Below are 15,199 nucleotides of genomic sequence, written 5' to 3' on the forward strand. Positions count from 1 at the left end.
GTGCGCGTAGAAGGTCAGGAACCGACGGGCGCGGCGGACATCGAGCCCAGGGCCGGCGATTCGACGGTAGAGGGAGACGGAGCGAGGGCGGGCAGGCGGTTCGGCATGATGGCTTCGACCGACAGGGCGAGAAACAGGAACACGCCACGGCTATCGTAATAGTTGCCGCTAAAGCTGGCCGCTACAACCAACAGCACCATGGCAGCCAACGAGGTGCCTGTCATTGCCCGACGGTCTCGCCGCAGGGAGGTCCACCACTTCCAGAAAATCCACATCAGCAGCAGGACCCCAATCATACCGCCTTCGGCGAAGGTCTCGAGAAACAAGTTGTGGGGATAGATCCAACTGTTGGCCAGAAAACCACTGAGGCCCCATCCAATGATCGGTTTCTCCATGCCGAGTTCGTAGGCTTCGATAAACAGGTCGTCGCGGTCGGCCGTGTAGCGTTGTTCGATGGTCTGACGCAGGATGCGGTTGCGGAACACATCGGTCGCATTGCGGCCGGCTTCGGTGTTGGCAAACATGAAAATCGCGGCGATCGAAAAGGCAAGCGACGCGGTAATCTTCGTGGTGAAACCAACGCGTGCCGTGAGGAACAACACGATGCCTGCCACGCCCGTGGCGAGTAGCGCGCCGCGTGAACCACACATGACGACCCACACTGCCGAGAGCAGCACAATCGTATACAGCGACACCTTGGCCAGGCTGAAGCTTCGCGTGGCAAGCATCAGGGCGCCGATGCCGGTGAGGCCCATGTTGCGGCCAAAAATGTTCGGACCACCGGTAGGCGTGAAAACGCGGCCGCCTGTGCTCATGTACAAGGCCAGCAGCCCCATGGCGGCACCCATCGCCACCAGAGTCCACCAGAACCCCAACAAGGCTTGCCCCTGTGTATCGGGCGAGCGAACCATGGCGATGGCCACCGCCACGACCAGCATCATGGCGACTTCGACGAATTTCTCAGCAGCCAGTTCGGCATCGGGGGCCCAAATGGCGGACATCAGCACGTACGTAAACCACACGATTATCGCTACATCCACCGACTGCGGCCGATAGGAACCACGGTGGCGAAGCTCGGTAAACACAATGCCCGCCAGAACGATGATCATAGCGACCGTCCAGACGCGAGGCTGTTCGAACAGCGGAACCTGATCGTAGTCGCCCGACAGTCGGGCAAAAGTCCACCGACCTATCAGGAAGTAGATGGCAATCAGACTTCCCAAGAGGAAGGCTGGATTGAGAGTCAATGCTGTCGCGGAGCGTGATTGCATCGAGAGCGTTGAAACAAACAGAAGGAACGGCGAGCGGGCCGGAAGACTAGAGGATTCCGACGCGACAAAGCAATAGAGTTTGATCGGTTCCCAGTTGTTGCTAGGCGGCTTCGCCCAGTGGCGCGGGGGCCACGGAAATGCCCTGGCTGCTAGCACTCTGTCGAGCGTAGTTGGCTGCTGAGGTCACCAGCAGAGCATAGCCAAGCGTGGCTCCGACCGAGGCACCAGCGATGGCCGCCAGGTAGGGCAGCCCTGCGACGTAGGCCGCCCCGATGCCCATGCCCACCAGCGCGGTGCACTGCGTTTCGCGTTTCAGCCGCAGTGCTTGCATGCCGGCGATGTCGAAGGTGGGACTGACCACCTGTGCCAGCACCAGCGAAATCGCCATGGGCGAAAGCAGCGTGCATACCCAGCCGGCGGCGGTCCACTCGGCGCCGAATACCAGACTGAACAACCAGGGCGCAACGATCGCCACGACCGCGATGGGAGGAGCCGTTAGCAGGATGGCTCCCTTTGCCGCCGAGCGGAATAGTTCCGGCAGCCGCCCGGCCCGGGCTTCGGCCAGGAAGGTGCGCGAGAAGGAATTGGTAACAAGCGTCAGTGGCGAAGTGAACACGCGTTGCGCCAGGGCGTACACGCCGGCTGCTTCCAGGTTATACATCGCCGTCAAAAGCAAAGCGGGCGCGTGGATGCCGAGGTTTGACACCACGGCGGCCGGCACACCGAACACGGCAAACTGGCGATAACGCTGCGCGTATCTCACGAGGGTGCGCACCGCTAGCGGCAATCGCACACTGCCCAAACGCTTGAGTTGGACGCTGCCGTAAATGGCCGCTGCCGCAAAACCGACCGCCTGTCCCGCGGGCAGGCCCAGCAGTGTTGGGCCAATAACGAGGGGAATTGTCAGATGCGTCCCGGCGGCCACCAGGGCGTAGGTGACTCGCATGCGAGCCAGTTCGCGATATCGAGCTTCGCCCAGCAGAAGTCCTGCAACAATCTGATACATGGTAAAGCACAGCACTCCATCGGCCACGAGCGGCACAAGCAATACCCAACTGCTTGCAGATCTTCCATGGTGCAGCATGGCCGTGGCCAGTTCGCCCAGCACCACACCTGCGACAGTCACGCTCACGGCAGCCACCAATGCGAGCGTCGCCAGCACTCCGGACGCACGCCGACCGGCCGCCAGTGGTATGGTCTGGTCGAAACGCAACGTAGCCACAGGGCCCAGCGAACTGATTGCCAGCACGAACAGCGCGTACAGACCGAAGGCCTCGGGCCCGTACAGCCGCGCCAGCAATGGCGAGATGGCCAGCGTCACCGCGTATCCGGTGGCATGCCCCGATGCCAGGCGAGCCGCCTTGGCGAGGAAGCCGCCCGAGGTTGCGGACCGCCGGAGGTTTTGGGCAAGCGTCTTCAAGCGGAGCACACTATAGGAGGGCGGGGCAAAGGGCGAATAGTCGTGCACGCCGGGGCAGGAGGTCAAGAGCAACTCACTTGGCGGAAGTGCGCAGGTTTGGGGGATCTCTCTTGCCACGTTCTACGGGATTGCTGTACTTACCCGCCCGGTACCCAGATATCCCCCGACCTTAGCTCGCATCAGAAAACATGCAGGCAGTTTCTCCTTATTCGCATCTGCTCAACGGCCGCCACGCCGCGCTGCTGAGCGTGGCCGTGCTTGTGCTGGCGACAGCAGGCTGTTACTCCGGGCACTACCAGGCGGCCAGTCTGCCCTCCGAACTCCGCGCCGAAGCAACGCATGGCGCACCGAACATGTCGTTGGCCAAGCTCTCGACCATGGTCGGCGGTACCTCGAAACTAGCGCCCGGCGACTTGTTGCATGTCACCGTCCTGAGCGGTCTGGAGGAAGAGGCCACCAGCAAGCCGGCCCGGGTGGGCGACAACGGGGCGATCAATGTGCCGCTGGTGGGCGCCGTGAGTGTTGCCGGTCTGGACGAACAACAGGCGGCCGAACTCGTACGAGTGGCGGCCATCGAGCGTGGAATCTACCGCGACCCCCAGGTAACCGTCAGCGTTGCCAAGCGGGCCGTGAATCAAATCACGGTGCTTGGCGCGGTATCCGAGCCCGGCACGCACGAGGTGCCCAAGAGCGCCAGCAATCTGGTGGCAGCCATCGCTGCGGCTGGTGGATTCACCGAAGAAGCAGGCACCGAAGTCGAGGTGCTACGTCAACCCAGGAGCATTTTTGCACAGGCTCCATCCAAGTCCGAAGACGGGGACGTCCAGTTGGCGGCCTTCACTTCTCCTCCGCTGAACGCTCCGCATTCGCGGACCGAGCGGATCGACCTGGCCAAGCTTGACGACGCACCGGTCGATTTTGGTGTGGGCGACCAGGACGTGGTGATGGTGCATCCGGCGGAGAAACGCGTGATCCATGTGGCGGGCCTGGTTCGCCAGCCCAACCAATTTGAAATGCCTCGCGATCAAGACCTGTACGTGCTGGACGCCGTGGCCATGGCCGGAGGCGAGAGCTCGCCGGTGGCCGACAAGGTGTTCGTCATCCGCCGATTGGAGGGCCAGGTGGAGCCACGCGTCATCGAATTGAGCATGGCGGAGGCCAAAGTGAATGGCGACGCCAACCTGCTGCTGGCGCCTGGCGATCTGGTAAGCGTCGAAGCCACTCCACTGACGCACGTCGTCGACACCCTGTCCCAAGTATTCCGCATTACCGCTGGCGTGGGTGGCAACCTGCTGTCGTTCTAACCTCTTCCTGCATCTTTTCGCATCGCCGCAGTCGACCTGCCATGACTCACACCGATCAATCGCAGCTATCCGTTTCCGCCGCAGGTGGCCGAGAACTGTCTACGGCCGATGTTGTGCATGCGGTCATCCGGCTGTATCGCACGCTCTGCTACCGCCGGCACTTGGTGTTCGGCTCGATGGCGGTGTGTGCCGCACTCGGTATCGCCTACTACCTGACCGCGCCACGCTACTACGGCTCGGTGGCGGAATTGATGATTAGCGAGCGGAAGGCCGACGAGCTGACCAGTATGGGCGAGCAGGTGGCCAACGAGAACCTGATGGCCAATCAGCAGAAACTGTTGAGCAGCCCGGTGGTGATTCGCAACGCCATTTCCGAACTGCCCGAGCAGTACCTGGTCGACTTGGCCAGCGTTCCGCGGCGTGACTGGGTGGAGGATCTAACGAGCCGGCTGTCGGTTGGCACCAGCCGTAAAGGCAGCTCGATGGAGGTCCGCTACCGCTCGCGTGATCCCGAGGCCGCCGCTGCAGTGGTGAGTGCCATTGTCGATTCGTATCTGGCCGCCGTGGAGTACATGCACCAGGGAGTCGCCGACGAAAGCCTGGAACAACGCCGTACCGACCTGCAAACCAATAAGAACCAGATCGAGCAGACGCAAGGAAGGTTACTTGCCCTGCGACAAGCGGTGGGACACCTGGCAGTTGGCGAGCAGGAAGAAGCCATCGACCCAGTGGTGCAGCGAGCGCTTCAAATGAACGAACGATGGACCGAGGCGCAAAATCGTCGCGTCGAACTGCAGGCACGACTCGGGGCGTTGAATGCTTCCATCGAGCGGGGCGAAGACGTCCGGCAGCACTTGATCGTGCTGGAGGAAACGCTAGGACAGCAGATGATGGTGTCATCGCTCGGCATGTCGGCAGACGACCTCACCAACATTCGCGAGCGCGAGCAAGAGAAGGCCGAGGCAGAGCGTGAGCTCGCCAGTTTGACGCCTTACCTGGGGCCAAAAAACCCTCGCATGATCGAACTGAATGCGAAGATTCGGGGCATCGAGCAATACCTTGCGAATTACCGTGCCAGCGCCGGCCAGCGGGTTGCCGGGCTTGCCGGTACCGAACTCGGACCCATGTTGCGGCAGTTGCTCTCGCAATCGGTGCAGCAAGCCGGTTTCGAAGAGGAAGAGAAACGCAAGGCATTTGTGGCAGCACGGCAGGAAGCAACCCAGCAAAGCAGCAATCTAATACATCTGCGAAACACCGAACGCGAGTTAGTCAGGCTGGAAAACGAGCACGATGCGCTAATCGAGCAGATCAAGACTACCGAACGGTTTCTGCTGCAGAAGCCCATTCAGGCCATGGTCACCAAGGACCCGCTGCCCGAGGACCGCCCGGTGTCGCCTCGACTAAAAGTGGTAGGGTTGCTGTCGCTGATCTGCGGACTCACGATTGGTGTCACACTGGCCTACGTACAGGACGTGCTGGACGATCGCTTCAACTCGCCCGAGGAGCTATCTACGCAACTGGGTGTTCCTGTATTGGGCCTGGTGCAACGACTCGATCCGATTGTCGGCCAGGGGCTCGAAACGGTGCATACACACGTGCGCCCCAACGACACCGACAGCGAGGCGTTCCGCACCTTGCGAACCTCGCTTGCGCTGTCGACCGATGGCGCCGAACGCATTTTGATCTCCAGCGCCGAGCCGGGCGACGGCAAGACAACGGTATCGGCCAACCTGGCCGTGGCCTTCGCCCAGGCAGGCAAACGCACATTGGTCATCGACGCCGACCTGCGCCGGCCGGGAATGACCACGCTGTTGGGACTAAAGGGCAAGCCAGGTGTCACCGATCTGCTTTCCTCGGGCCAGCCGCCCGCTCAATTGGCGCCGTCGCATGTGGTGCAGACCGACGCCGAACGACTCCACATCATTCCCGCCGGCTTGCGTCGCCCCAACCCGGCCGAACTGCTTGCCAGCAAGGCGTTCATCGAACTATTGGCCTGGGCCGACTCGAAGTACGACCAAGTGTTGGTCGACTGCCCGCCTGTGCTTGCCGTGAGTGACGCCCAGATAGTCGGCCGACTGGTCGACGGTGCCGTCCTGGTGGTGCGCCCCGACAAAAATCACCGTCGCCTGGTGGCTCGGGCCTGCGAGAACTTCCGTTCAACCGGCAGCCAGGTTCTCGGCGTCGTGGCGAACGATGTCAGCGACATGCATGGCTCCGGCTATGGCTATGGATACGGCTACAGCTACCAGGCCGATGAAGAACTTGACTCCATCGACGAGGTTTCTGCAGTTGATGTTTCCGTTTCCACCGACGAGCCCCGCCAGGCCGCTTGATTGAAGATTCCCTGTCATCTTTCCGTTGCCATGTTTCACCGTAGTACAACGAGCCGCTTTTCGCCTGCCGCGCTGATGGGGCAATGGCGGTGGGAGGTCGCACTTCCCAAGTTGGTGGATCTCGCGTTGGGGGCATTGTTCATCCTGGCGCCGCTGTTCTGGGGCGGGCGGGGCGAGATTGCCCGTGCGGTGTACGCTACGTTGGTCGCGATTGCTGCGATGGCCTGGCTGGCAAACGCCTGGCTGGCCGGCCGCGGTGGGTGGCGTTGGACCCCCGTTTATTGGATTCCAGTCGCGGCCATTGCCTGGGTGGTGCTGCAGTTGGTACCACTACCGGCGGCGGTGGTTGGCTGGCTCGCACCCCGCAACGCCGAATTAATGCCGCTGTGGCAGGGCGATTCGCCTCTGGCCGACTTTGGTCTTGGATCCTGGCACACCTTGTCGCTCAATCCCACCGAAGGGCAGATCTCGCTGGCGATGCTGCTCGTCTACACCCTGTTGACGGTGCTGCTCGTCGATCGCTTGCACAGCCGCGAGAAGGTCGACGAACTTCTGCGGTGGCTGGGCGTCTCCGCCATCGTGATGGCAGTGCTCGGCGTGTTGCAGTATCTGACTTCCGACGGGTTGTACTTTTGGGTGTACGAATATCCGTTCCGCCGTAGCGACGACTACGCCGTGGGCGCTTTCATGAATCACAATCACTTTGCCAGTTTCGTGGCCATGGGCGCAACAGCCATCGCCTACCAACTGGTACGGGTCGCACCTCAGCCAGTCACCAGATCGAGTGCCTCGATGCGGCCCGCACAACGTACTTCGGCTGACTACCTGGCCCTGGGATGGGCCTGTGGCCTGGGCGTGGTGGCCCTCGCCTTAGTGCTGTCGGGGTCGCGTGGGGGTTTGCTGGCCGCGACGGTTGGTGTCGCGGTGATCCTGTTGGTTTACTGGCGAAAACGCTTGTTCGGTGGGCGGCAATTGATCTACACACTGGTCGTCGCCGGACTGTTGGGTGCCGGAATGCTGTTGTTCGGAGCCGAACAGCTTACCAGGCGGCTGGAAACGGTAACGTCCGGCTCCATGCAGCAACTCGACGAACTGGGTGCCCGTCGTGCCATCTGGTCGGCCAACTTGCGAGCTATTGCCGATGGTTGGTTCACCGGCTCAGGCGCCGGCACGCATCAGGACATCTACTCCCCGTACATCGACCAGCCATCCTCCAAAGTGTTTTCCCACGCCGAGAATGGGTACCTGCAAATCGCCACCGAATTGGGCTTGCCCGGAGTGGCACTGCTGGTTGCCGTCTTCGTGTACGTGGTGCGTTGGACCAGGATGGCCTGGCGGCGTTGCGAATCGCGGGAACACCTGGCCTGCTTGGGCGCTGTGTTGGCTGCTCTGGCGATCAGTGCCGCGCACAACCTGGTCGACTTCGTGTGGTTTATTCCAGCTACAATGACCATGGCATTGGCATGCCTGTTAGTGCTTCGCCGCCTGGCGGTGGGAAGCGAGCGAGACCTCGTGTCGCAGAGCCCGCCCTACGAATTGGCGGTCGCGACCGGAGTAGCAATCGTTTACCTGGCCATTACCCTCGCGCCGCCGGCGATGGCAAGTCCTGCCTTCACGCAGTATCGTCGATTGGCGGCCATTCAACAGCTCGGCCTGTCCGACACGATGGACCAGTTTGCGAAAACCGGCGACACCAGCAGCTTTATCGATCACCAGGCGGCTGTGATGGCCAGGTACGACGCGCTGCGTGCAGCGTTGGCACGAAATCCGCGATCGGGCGAAGCTCATCTGCGGCTGGCCCGCACGTGCTTGCAGTTATTCGACGCGCGAACCGAACAGCGTGAGAATCGGATGGAACTGGGGCAGATTCAATCCGCCGTGGCGAGTGGCGGATTCACTTCCGCCGAACAATTGCAGGAGTGGCTCCGTCGCGCGGTGGGCGACGACGTTCCGCTACTGCAGGCCGCCCGCTACCACGCCTTGGAGTCGATTCGCTACGCGCCACTGCAAGCGGGAGGCTATGTCTGGTTGTCGAAGGTCGATTTCCTCGACAATCCCTCCTCGCCTCGCAACGAACAATTGCTTGCGCAGGCGCAACGACTATGTCCCGAAGACGGCGACCTGCTGTTCGAGATAGGTTTGCAACACTTCGTCGACGGGCGTGCCGATACCGGCCGGCAATGCTGGGTCCAGTCGTTCCAGCGGCCAGGTCAGCATCGTCTGCAGGTGGTGGCGACCTGGGCTGGCAAGATGCCAGTCGATATGTTCCTCGAGGAGTTTCAGGCAGATTGGAGTACGCTTCCCGCCATTTGGCAGCGATATGCCGCGGTGGGCGACCGGCAGCAACTGGAATATCTGCTCGACTATGCTTCCCGGCTGGCCGATACCTATGAGCCCCAACGGGGCGAGATGCCGATCGCCTATGTCTGGAAGTCGTTAGGCCAGATGTATGCCGACATCGGCAACACCGATCAGCAACTGGTTTGCCTCCGTCGGGCGGTGGACGCCAACGGCACCTTGCTGCCGGTCCGCCGCAGCTATGCCCTGGCGCTGTTCCACGCCGAGAAGTATTCCGAGGCAGAACCTCACCTTCGCTGGTGTCTGGCTCGAGATTCGTCGGACAAGGGAATTCGCAAGCTGCTGGAGGAGTCGGCCGCTGCACGCCACAAGCAGGCGACCAATCCGTTTACGCCCTCCCGGCGTTTTAAGTTCCGTCACGTTCAATAGCTCACCCGTTGCATCCATGTCGCGTCGCGCCGTCCGCAATTCGAAACGTACCAGGGCGTTCCAGTTGGTTCTCGCCAACGGCATGCTGATGCCCGCAATGGTGCTGGCGTACGTGGCGGCTTTTTGCTTGCGTTTTGATGGCTATCCGGCCAGCGAATTTGCCGCGCTGATGTGGTGGTCGATGCCGTGGGTCGTGGCGGCCAAGATGATCAGCTCCTCCTGGTTTCATATCTACGACGGCTGGCACCGGTACGTAACTTTTCACGATCTGGGCGCCATTGCCAAGGCCATCACCTGCGGCACCGTGGGGGTCGTGATGATCGACTCGTTCCTGGTTCCCGAGTATGCCATTCCTCGCAGTGTCATGCTGATGGACTGGGGCGTCTCGCTGGGCCTCGTGGGCGCGCTTCGCGCGATGCCACGCGTGTGGCGCGGGATGCAACTGCGATGGCAGCATGCCGAGTCCAGCTACCGGGTGCTGATTGTGGGGGCCAACGATTCAGGCGAAGCACTGCTCCGTGCAGTCCATCGCAACTCACGACTCCGGTACGAGGTGGTCGGATTTGTCGACAATCGTTCTCACCTGGTCGGGCGACGCATCGCTGGTGTCCCCGTGCTCGGTGCTCTGGACAACGTGGCCGAGCTGGTGAAGCGGTACGACGTGGCCGAGGTGCTCATCCACTCCGGAGAGCTCTCGGGCAAGACCGTGCGTTCGCTGATGGAGACCGCCGGAGCCGAAGGATTCCTGGTGAATGTGCTGCCCAGCTACGAACAACTGCTCGGCGGCAAGGTGAGCGTCCAGCCTCGCGCCGTGGCGATCGAAGATCTGTTGCGACGCGACTCGGTGCATCTCGACAAGGCTGCCATTCGCGATTGGCTCGCCGGCAGGGTGGTGCTGGTCACAGGCTCGGCCGGCAGCATCGGATCGGAGATCTGTCGACAATTGCTCGCACTCAATCCAGCCAAGTTGGTGCTAGTCGATCGTTCGGAGACCGGGCAGTTCTTCCTCGAACGCGAATTGCAGCGTCTGGCGTCCGACGTGGCGATCGAGCCCGTCTTGGCCGACCTGCTGGACTACGAGCGGATCGACAGTGTCTTTCGTGCGCACCGTCCTGATATTGTGTTCCACGCCGCGGCCTACAAACACGTGCCACTCATGGAGTCGCATCCCGGCGAGGCCATCAAGAATATTGTCCTGGCCACCCGGAACCTGGTCGACCTGGCCGAGGAACACCGCGCGCATGGCTTTGTGATGATCTCCACCGACAAGGCGGTGAATCCTACCAGCGTAATGGGCAGTTGTAAGCAATTGGCCGAGCGTTACGTGCAGGCTAAGGCCGCAACGTCGAAGTGCCGGTTCATCACGGTGCGGTTTGGTAACGTGCTCGACTCGGCGGGCAGTGTGGTTCCCGTGTTCCGCGAGCAAATTGCCCGCGGCGGTCCGATCACGGTTACGCACCCTGAGATCATTCGATTCTTCATGATGATTCCCGAGGCAGCCCAGCTAGTCATCCAGGCCGGCACCATGGGGCAGGGGGGCGAGATATTCGTCCTCGACATGGGAGAGCCGGTGAAGATTGTCGACCTGGCGCGAGACATGATCCGCCTGTCGGGGCTTCGTGAAGGGGAAGACATCGAAATCGAGTTCACTGGACTCCGCCCCGGCGAAAAGCTGTTCGAAGAACTCTATGGTGAGCACGAAACGCACCGTCCCACGGCGCATGCCAAGATCATGGTGGCCAATAGCCAGGATTGGCAGATTCTACAGGTGATTGGCGACATCAATCACTTGGAGCGGATGGTCAACGACCAACCAGCGCGAGTGCGAGACGCCCTATCGCGGGTGGTTCCGTTGTACGAAACGCCGGCTGCCTCGACTCGGGAAGCAGCCTAGACTGTCGCTCGCGGCAGCTATGTTTCAGGCAAATTCGTCGCAACATGTCCCGTGGTAACTTACTGCGGCCCTCTCGCCCAATAAGTTTGGCGCGCCAATTGCAACTTCTCCATGCTACGCCGGCAAACGGGCATCTGTTGCTCGTCCGGCGCTCGAATAGAACAAGAGAAGTGAGGTAGTTGCCATGACCATTGGTGTGATTATTGGTTGGATCGTCTTCGGTTTGATTATCGGCGCCATTGCTCGGTTTTTGGTTCCGGGTCGCGATCCCATGGGCTTCATCGGCACCATGCTGATAGGCGTCGCGGGGTCGTTCCTTGGCGGTTTCCTGGCGCAACTCATTTGGGGACTCGATGGCGAGTTCGAGCCCGCCAGTTGGATTGGCTCGATCGTAGGCGCCATTCTGGTGGTGCTCACCGTACGGCAGCTTCGTCCCGAACGACGCCAGTTGCGGTAAGGTCGAATCTGCTAGTGCCTCATGCCCAATATCCACTTGTGATCTGATACGATGCTTAGCTCCCATCCCACCAACCGCTTGAGCGACGTCGGTACCTGGCGTCTCAAGCAGCACGGCGCGTTGACGTCCGAGGCTGTTCAGCCCGTCGACCAGCAACGGCTGCTCGCGCGGCTAGAGCTGATTAGCCGGTTGTTCGACGACGCTGTTCGCCTGCCAGGCACGTCGATTCGCCTGGGGTGGGATGCTTTGCTCGGTTTGATACCGGTGGCGGGTGACGCAGCGACCACGGTCGTGTCCGCCTACTTCGTGTGGGAAGCCCATCGTCTGGGGGCACGTAAGCGAGTTTTGCTCAAGATGCTTGGCAACGTGGGAATCGACTTCCTGGTTGGAACCATCCCCTTGGTCGGCGATCTGGTAGACGTTGCCTGGCGAGCCAACCGCAAGAACATGAAGGTGCTGATCCGCGAACTCGAGCGGCAGGGCAAGTTGCCGACCGAACACGCCAATCAGCGAATCGATAAACTTCTGCATCGAACGTCTGGTCAAACTTCGCAGCCGACGCACACGCGAACGCCGCAGTGGTATCCGCTGCTTATGCCTTGAGCGCGAGGCGACTTCGACCAATAGAAAACGGCCCAGCGAACTGTCGTTCGCTGGGCCGTTTGTCGTTTACTTCAATGGGGTCCGGCAGACTAGGCGAGCACTTTAACTTGCTCGGCGCGCGGTCCCTTGGGGCCTTGGCCCTCGGTGTACTCTACTTGCTGTCCTTCGCTGAGGTGATCGAAAGTGATCTCACCTTCCACCGCAGAGCAATGGAAGAAGATATCTCCGCGCTCCCCCTCGATAAATCCAAATCCTTTGTCCGTCAGCTTCTTGATAGTACCTTGCGACACTGCGAATCACTCCTGGCACGTAGCAACAAATACATACGCCACCCCATAGGCCGCGCCCTACACTCATGGGATGTGCAACGGGAAGACAATAATCGGCAGACGCATTCCAAGAATGGCATGCTAAAGCACCAGTGATTGTGCACCGCTCGCGAAGAGAGGACCCTGTTTCTGAGCTGGGTTGTGAGAAGTGTTGGGAGTTGACGGACCGGACCGTCATTTCGCATCGCTTCGGCATCACCCCTGCCGACGTAGTCTGGTGTAGCATCGTAACCGCGGTATGCCGAAGAGTCAATACTTTTGCACATCGTTGTGCTACTCATTTACCACGGCCTCATATTGGAAGTTTAGCTCTGTTTTTGTAGGCTGAATGTGCCTTCTGATGGCCATCGATTTTGCACCACAACATGCGTCGATCCGCCAAAAAGATGTTCAATTCGCGCCTTCGCGGTGGTGGATCTATTGGGGGGTGTGTTCTACTGGACCGGCCCTCCACCCTGAGCCACTTTGTTTCGCCCGCTCGTTCGCAGTTTTGCTACTGGCTTCATGATTGAATTACAACAGGTCTGCAAGTCGTTCGACGGCGGTTCGACATTCGCACTACGCGAGCTGAATCTTAAGATTGATGACGGCGAGACCTTGGTGCTGTTGGGGTCTTCGGGGTGTGGTAAGTCGACTCTGCTGAAGATGATTCTGCGACTGCTCGACCCCAGCGAAGGCACGATCCTTGTCGATGGGAATCCACTCTCGGAGCGCGACCCCATTGCCTGGCGCCGATCAATTGGCTACGTGTTTCAGGCGATAGGATTGTTTCCCCACATGAGCGTCGAACGCAACGTAGCCATGGGGCTCGAGTTGACGGGGGTTTCCAAGCCCGAGCGCCGTGCACGCGCTCACGAACTGTTGGACCTGGTCCATCTTCCTCCCCACGAATATGCTGCTCGCCTGCCGGGGGAACTTTCCGGGGGGCAACAGCAACGAGTCGGTGTGGCGCGGGCGCTGGCTACCGAGCCCGATTATCTGTTGATGGACGAACCGTTTGGCGCGCTGGATGCCCTGACGCGCGACTCGCTACAGCAAGAGGTCCTGTCGCTTAAGAGGCAGCTCGGCAAGACCATCGTGTTCGTCACGCACGACATCTTCGAAGCCCTCGCGCTGGGCGATCGAATTGCCGTGTTGCACCAGGGCAATTTGGAGCAGGTTGGCACGCCCGCCGAGGTGGTGGGGCACTCCGCCACGCCGTTTGTCAAAGAGCTTTTCGGAAAGCCGGCCGAGCAACTTGACTCGTTCCGCGAAGTATTCAAGTAGCCAATCACCTCCCACTGCCCACTGTCGACAGATCATGCAACAGACCTGGTTCGAATTCCTCCGCGAGCGTTTACCCGAGCTCTGGTTGCGGCTGGGCGAACACCTGGGACTCACCGGGGCCAGCACGGCATTGGCTATCGTGATTGGCGTGCCGCTTGGCGTGGTTGCGCTCCATTCGCGAACCACCAAGAGTGTCGTGCTGTCGATGGTCTCCATACTGCAAACCATTCCCAGCTTAGCGCTGCTCACGTTACTGCTGGCGTTGCTCGACCGCATTGGCGCGGTACCCGCCATCATTGCCCTGACGCTCTACGCACTGCTTCCCATCGTGCGCAACACGATCACCGGGCTGGAAGGCGTGCCCCGCGGCGTGATGGATGCCGCCGAGGGCATTGGCATGACGCCCGAGCAGCAACTTCGCATGGTGCAGTTTCCGCTGGCCTTGCCGGTGATCATCGCCGGTATCCGCACTGCCGCGGTGATTGGTGTGGGCGTGGCCACTTTGTCCGCGTTTATCGGCGCCGGCGGGCTGGGGCAGTTTATTACACGCGGGCTGGCGCTCGACAATACGCGGCTCATCCTACTGGGGGCCATTCCCTCGGCGATGCTCGCCCTGGTGGTCGATGGCGCCCTGGCGGCCGTTGGTTGGGCGCTCGATCCCATGCGCAAGTCCTCACGCCCCCGCACCGCGACGCGAGTCGCTCGCACGGCTGCTCTGTTGCTGCCGGTGTTGGCGTTGGCCTCGGGCATGGCCACCTATGTTGGTACTCGCCCCGATCTGGTGGTATCGTCGAAGTCGTTTTCCGAGAGCATGATCCTGGCGCACATGATGTCGGACCTGATCGAAGAGAACACCGATCTGACGGTCGATCGCCGCTTCTGCCTGGGCGGCACCATGATCTGTCACGGCGCCTTGGTGAGTGGCGAGGTAGACCTGTACCCCGAGTATACTGGCACCGCATTAACCGCCGTATTGCACCAGCCAGCGATCGGCGATCCGGACGAAGTGTTCGACAAGGTGGCCAAGGCCTACCACGAACAGTTCGCCGTTGAAGTGTTGCCACCGCTGGGCATCAACAACACCTACGCCATCGCGGTACGAAGGAGCATGGCGAAAGCTCGAAGGTGGGAAGATATCTCAGACTTGCGCGACAGCGCCGACGAGTTGCTGGCCGGCTGGACTTCCGAATTCGCCGAACGGCCCGACGGATATCCGGGCCTCATCAAGCACTACGGCTTCGAGTTCGGCGAAGCGATCGACTTCGAGGCGAGCCTCATGTACGAAGCGGCTGGCAAGGGCAGGGTGGACGTGATTGCTGCCTACAGTACCGATGGTCGCATCGATGCCTATGATCTGGTACTGCTGGAGGACGACCGGCAATTCTTTCCGCCCTACTACGCGGTGCCTATGGTCCGCGAAGCGACGCTCGAACAATATCCCGAGCTCCGCGAGGTGTTGGGGCAACTCACCGGCCGACTCGACAACCAGACAATGCAGCGGCTCAACTACGAGGTGGACGGGCATCATCGCAGCCCCCGCGAGGTGGCGCGGGAGTTTCTGCTAAAAGAAGGCCTGGTTCAGTAGCCACCTTCGC

The 15,199-nt window shown here is 60.9% G+C and carries 11 protein-coding genes; 8 read left to right on the forward strand and 3 right to left on the reverse strand.

All coding sequences use genetic code 11. The features are described from left to right. Nucleotides 1-14: 14 nt before the first annotated feature. Complete coding sequence (locus NG895_RS26300) at nucleotides 15-1,271, reverse strand: O-antigen ligase family protein (protein WP_252855540.1); 1,257 nt, start codon at nucleotides 1,269-1,271, stop codon at nucleotides 15-17. Between the two features lie 100 nt (nucleotides 1,272-1,371). Then, entirely contained in the window at nucleotides 1,372-2,757 is a 1,386-nt protein-coding gene (locus tag NG895_RS26305; protein ID WP_252855541.1) for a lipopolysaccharide biosynthesis protein, read from the reverse strand. A 122-nt stretch (nucleotides 2,758-2,879) separates the two neighbouring features. On the opposite strand from NG895_RS26305, the gene NG895_RS26310 reads away from it, so the two are divergent. The 6 genes from NG895_RS26310 (at nucleotide 2,880) to NG895_RS26335 (ending at nucleotide 12,009) form a co-directional block, all read left to right on the forward strand. Then, nucleotides 2,880-3,995 carry a polysaccharide biosynthesis/export family protein gene (locus tag NG895_RS26310; protein ID WP_252855542.1) on the forward strand — a complete coding sequence of 372 codons (1,116 nt, stop codon included), beginning with the start codon at nucleotides 2,880-2,882 and terminating at the stop codon, nucleotides 3,993-3,995. 41 nt (nucleotides 3,996-4,036) lie between these two features. Then, nucleotides 4,037-6,328: a polysaccharide biosynthesis tyrosine autokinase gene (locus NG895_RS26315; protein WP_252855543.1), complete on the forward strand. Its 2,292-nt coding sequence runs from the start codon at nucleotides 4,037-4,039 to the stop codon at nucleotides 6,326-6,328. Between the two features lie 30 nt (nucleotides 6,329-6,358). After that, a complete protein-coding gene (locus tag NG895_RS26320) occupies nucleotides 6,359-9,055 on the forward strand; it encodes an O-antigen ligase family protein (protein WP_252855544.1) in 2,697 nt (898 codons plus the stop codon). 16 nt (nucleotides 9,056-9,071) lie between these two features. After that, complete coding sequence (locus tag NG895_RS26325) at nucleotides 9,072-10,949, forward strand: polysaccharide biosynthesis protein (protein ID WP_252855545.1); 1,878 nt, start codon at nucleotides 9,072-9,074, stop codon at nucleotides 10,947-10,949. A 184-nt stretch (nucleotides 10,950-11,133) separates the two neighbouring features. Beyond that, on the forward strand, nucleotides 11,134-11,406 hold the full coding sequence (locus NG895_RS26330; protein WP_252855546.1) for a GlsB/YeaQ/YmgE family stress response membrane protein: 273 nt from the start codon (nucleotides 11,134-11,136) through the stop codon (nucleotides 11,404-11,406). A gap of 51 nt (nucleotides 11,407-11,457) precedes the next feature. Beyond that, on the forward strand, nucleotides 11,458-12,009 hold the full coding sequence (locus NG895_RS26335) for a DUF4112 domain-containing protein (protein ID WP_252855547.1): 552 nt from the start codon (nucleotides 11,458-11,460) through the stop codon (nucleotides 12,007-12,009). Nucleotides 12,010-12,098: 89 nt separating this feature from the next. Here the strand turns inward: NG895_RS26335 and NG895_RS26340 are convergent, their stop codons facing one another. After that, nucleotides 12,099-12,299 (reverse strand): cold-shock protein, encoded by a 201-nt coding sequence (locus NG895_RS26340; protein WP_252855548.1) that lies wholly within the window; start codon nucleotides 12,297-12,299, stop codon nucleotides 12,099-12,101. A 543-nt stretch (nucleotides 12,300-12,842) separates the two neighbouring features. Here NG895_RS26340 and NG895_RS26345 point away from each other — a divergent pair. Beyond that, nucleotides 12,843-13,604: an ABC transporter ATP-binding protein gene (locus NG895_RS26345; protein ID WP_252855549.1), complete on the forward strand. Its 762-nt coding sequence runs from the start codon at nucleotides 12,843-12,845 to the stop codon at nucleotides 13,602-13,604. Nucleotides 13,605-13,638: 34 nt separating this feature from the next. Beyond that, nucleotides 13,639-15,189, forward strand: coding sequence for a glycine betaine ABC transporter substrate-binding protein (locus tag NG895_RS26350; RefSeq protein ID WP_252855550.1), 1,551 nt, complete (start codon nucleotides 13,639-13,641; stop codon nucleotides 15,187-15,189). Nucleotides 15,190-15,199 lie beyond the last annotated feature (10 nt).

Origin of the sequence: Aeoliella straminimaris, assembly GCF_024054565.1 — a bacterium.
Classification (GTDB): domain Bacteria; phylum Planctomycetota; class Planctomycetia; order Pirellulales; family Lacipirellulaceae; genus Aeoliella; species Aeoliella straminimaris.

What these genes read in the sequence shown, in the direction of transcription:
- NG895_RS26330 (WP_252855546.1), top strand. Translation starts at nt 11,134, where the DNA reads ATGACCATTGGTGTGATTATTGGTTGGATCGTCTTCGGTTTGATTATC.
- NG895_RS26320 (WP_252855544.1), top strand. Translation starts at nt 6,359, where the DNA reads ATGTTTCACCGTAGTACAACGAGCCGCTTTTCGCCTGCCGCGCTGATG.
- NG895_RS26350 (WP_252855550.1), top strand. Translation starts at nt 13,639, where the DNA reads ATGCAACAGACCTGGTTCGAATTCCTCCGCGAGCGTTTACCCGAGCTC.
- NG895_RS26310 (WP_252855542.1), top strand. Translation starts at nt 2,880, where the DNA reads ATGCAGGCAGTTTCTCCTTATTCGCATCTGCTCAACGGCCGCCACGCC.
- NG895_RS26335 (WP_252855547.1), top strand. Translation starts at nt 11,458, where the DNA reads ATGCTTAGCTCCCATCCCACCAACCGCTTGAGCGACGTCGGTACCTGG.
- NG895_RS26345 (WP_252855549.1), top strand. Translation starts at nt 12,843, where the DNA reads ATGATTGAATTACAACAGGTCTGCAAGTCGTTCGACGGCGGTTCGACA.
- NG895_RS26315 (WP_252855543.1), top strand. Translation starts at nt 4,037, where the DNA reads ATGACTCACACCGATCAATCGCAGCTATCCGTTTCCGCCGCAGGTGGC.
- NG895_RS26300 (WP_252855540.1), bottom strand. Translation starts at nt 1,271, where the DNA reads ATGCAATCACGCTCCGCGACAGCATTGACTCTCAATCCAGCCTTCCTC.
- NG895_RS26325 (WP_252855545.1), top strand. Translation starts at nt 9,072, where the DNA reads ATGTCGCGTCGCGCCGTCCGCAATTCGAAACGTACCAGGGCGTTCCAG.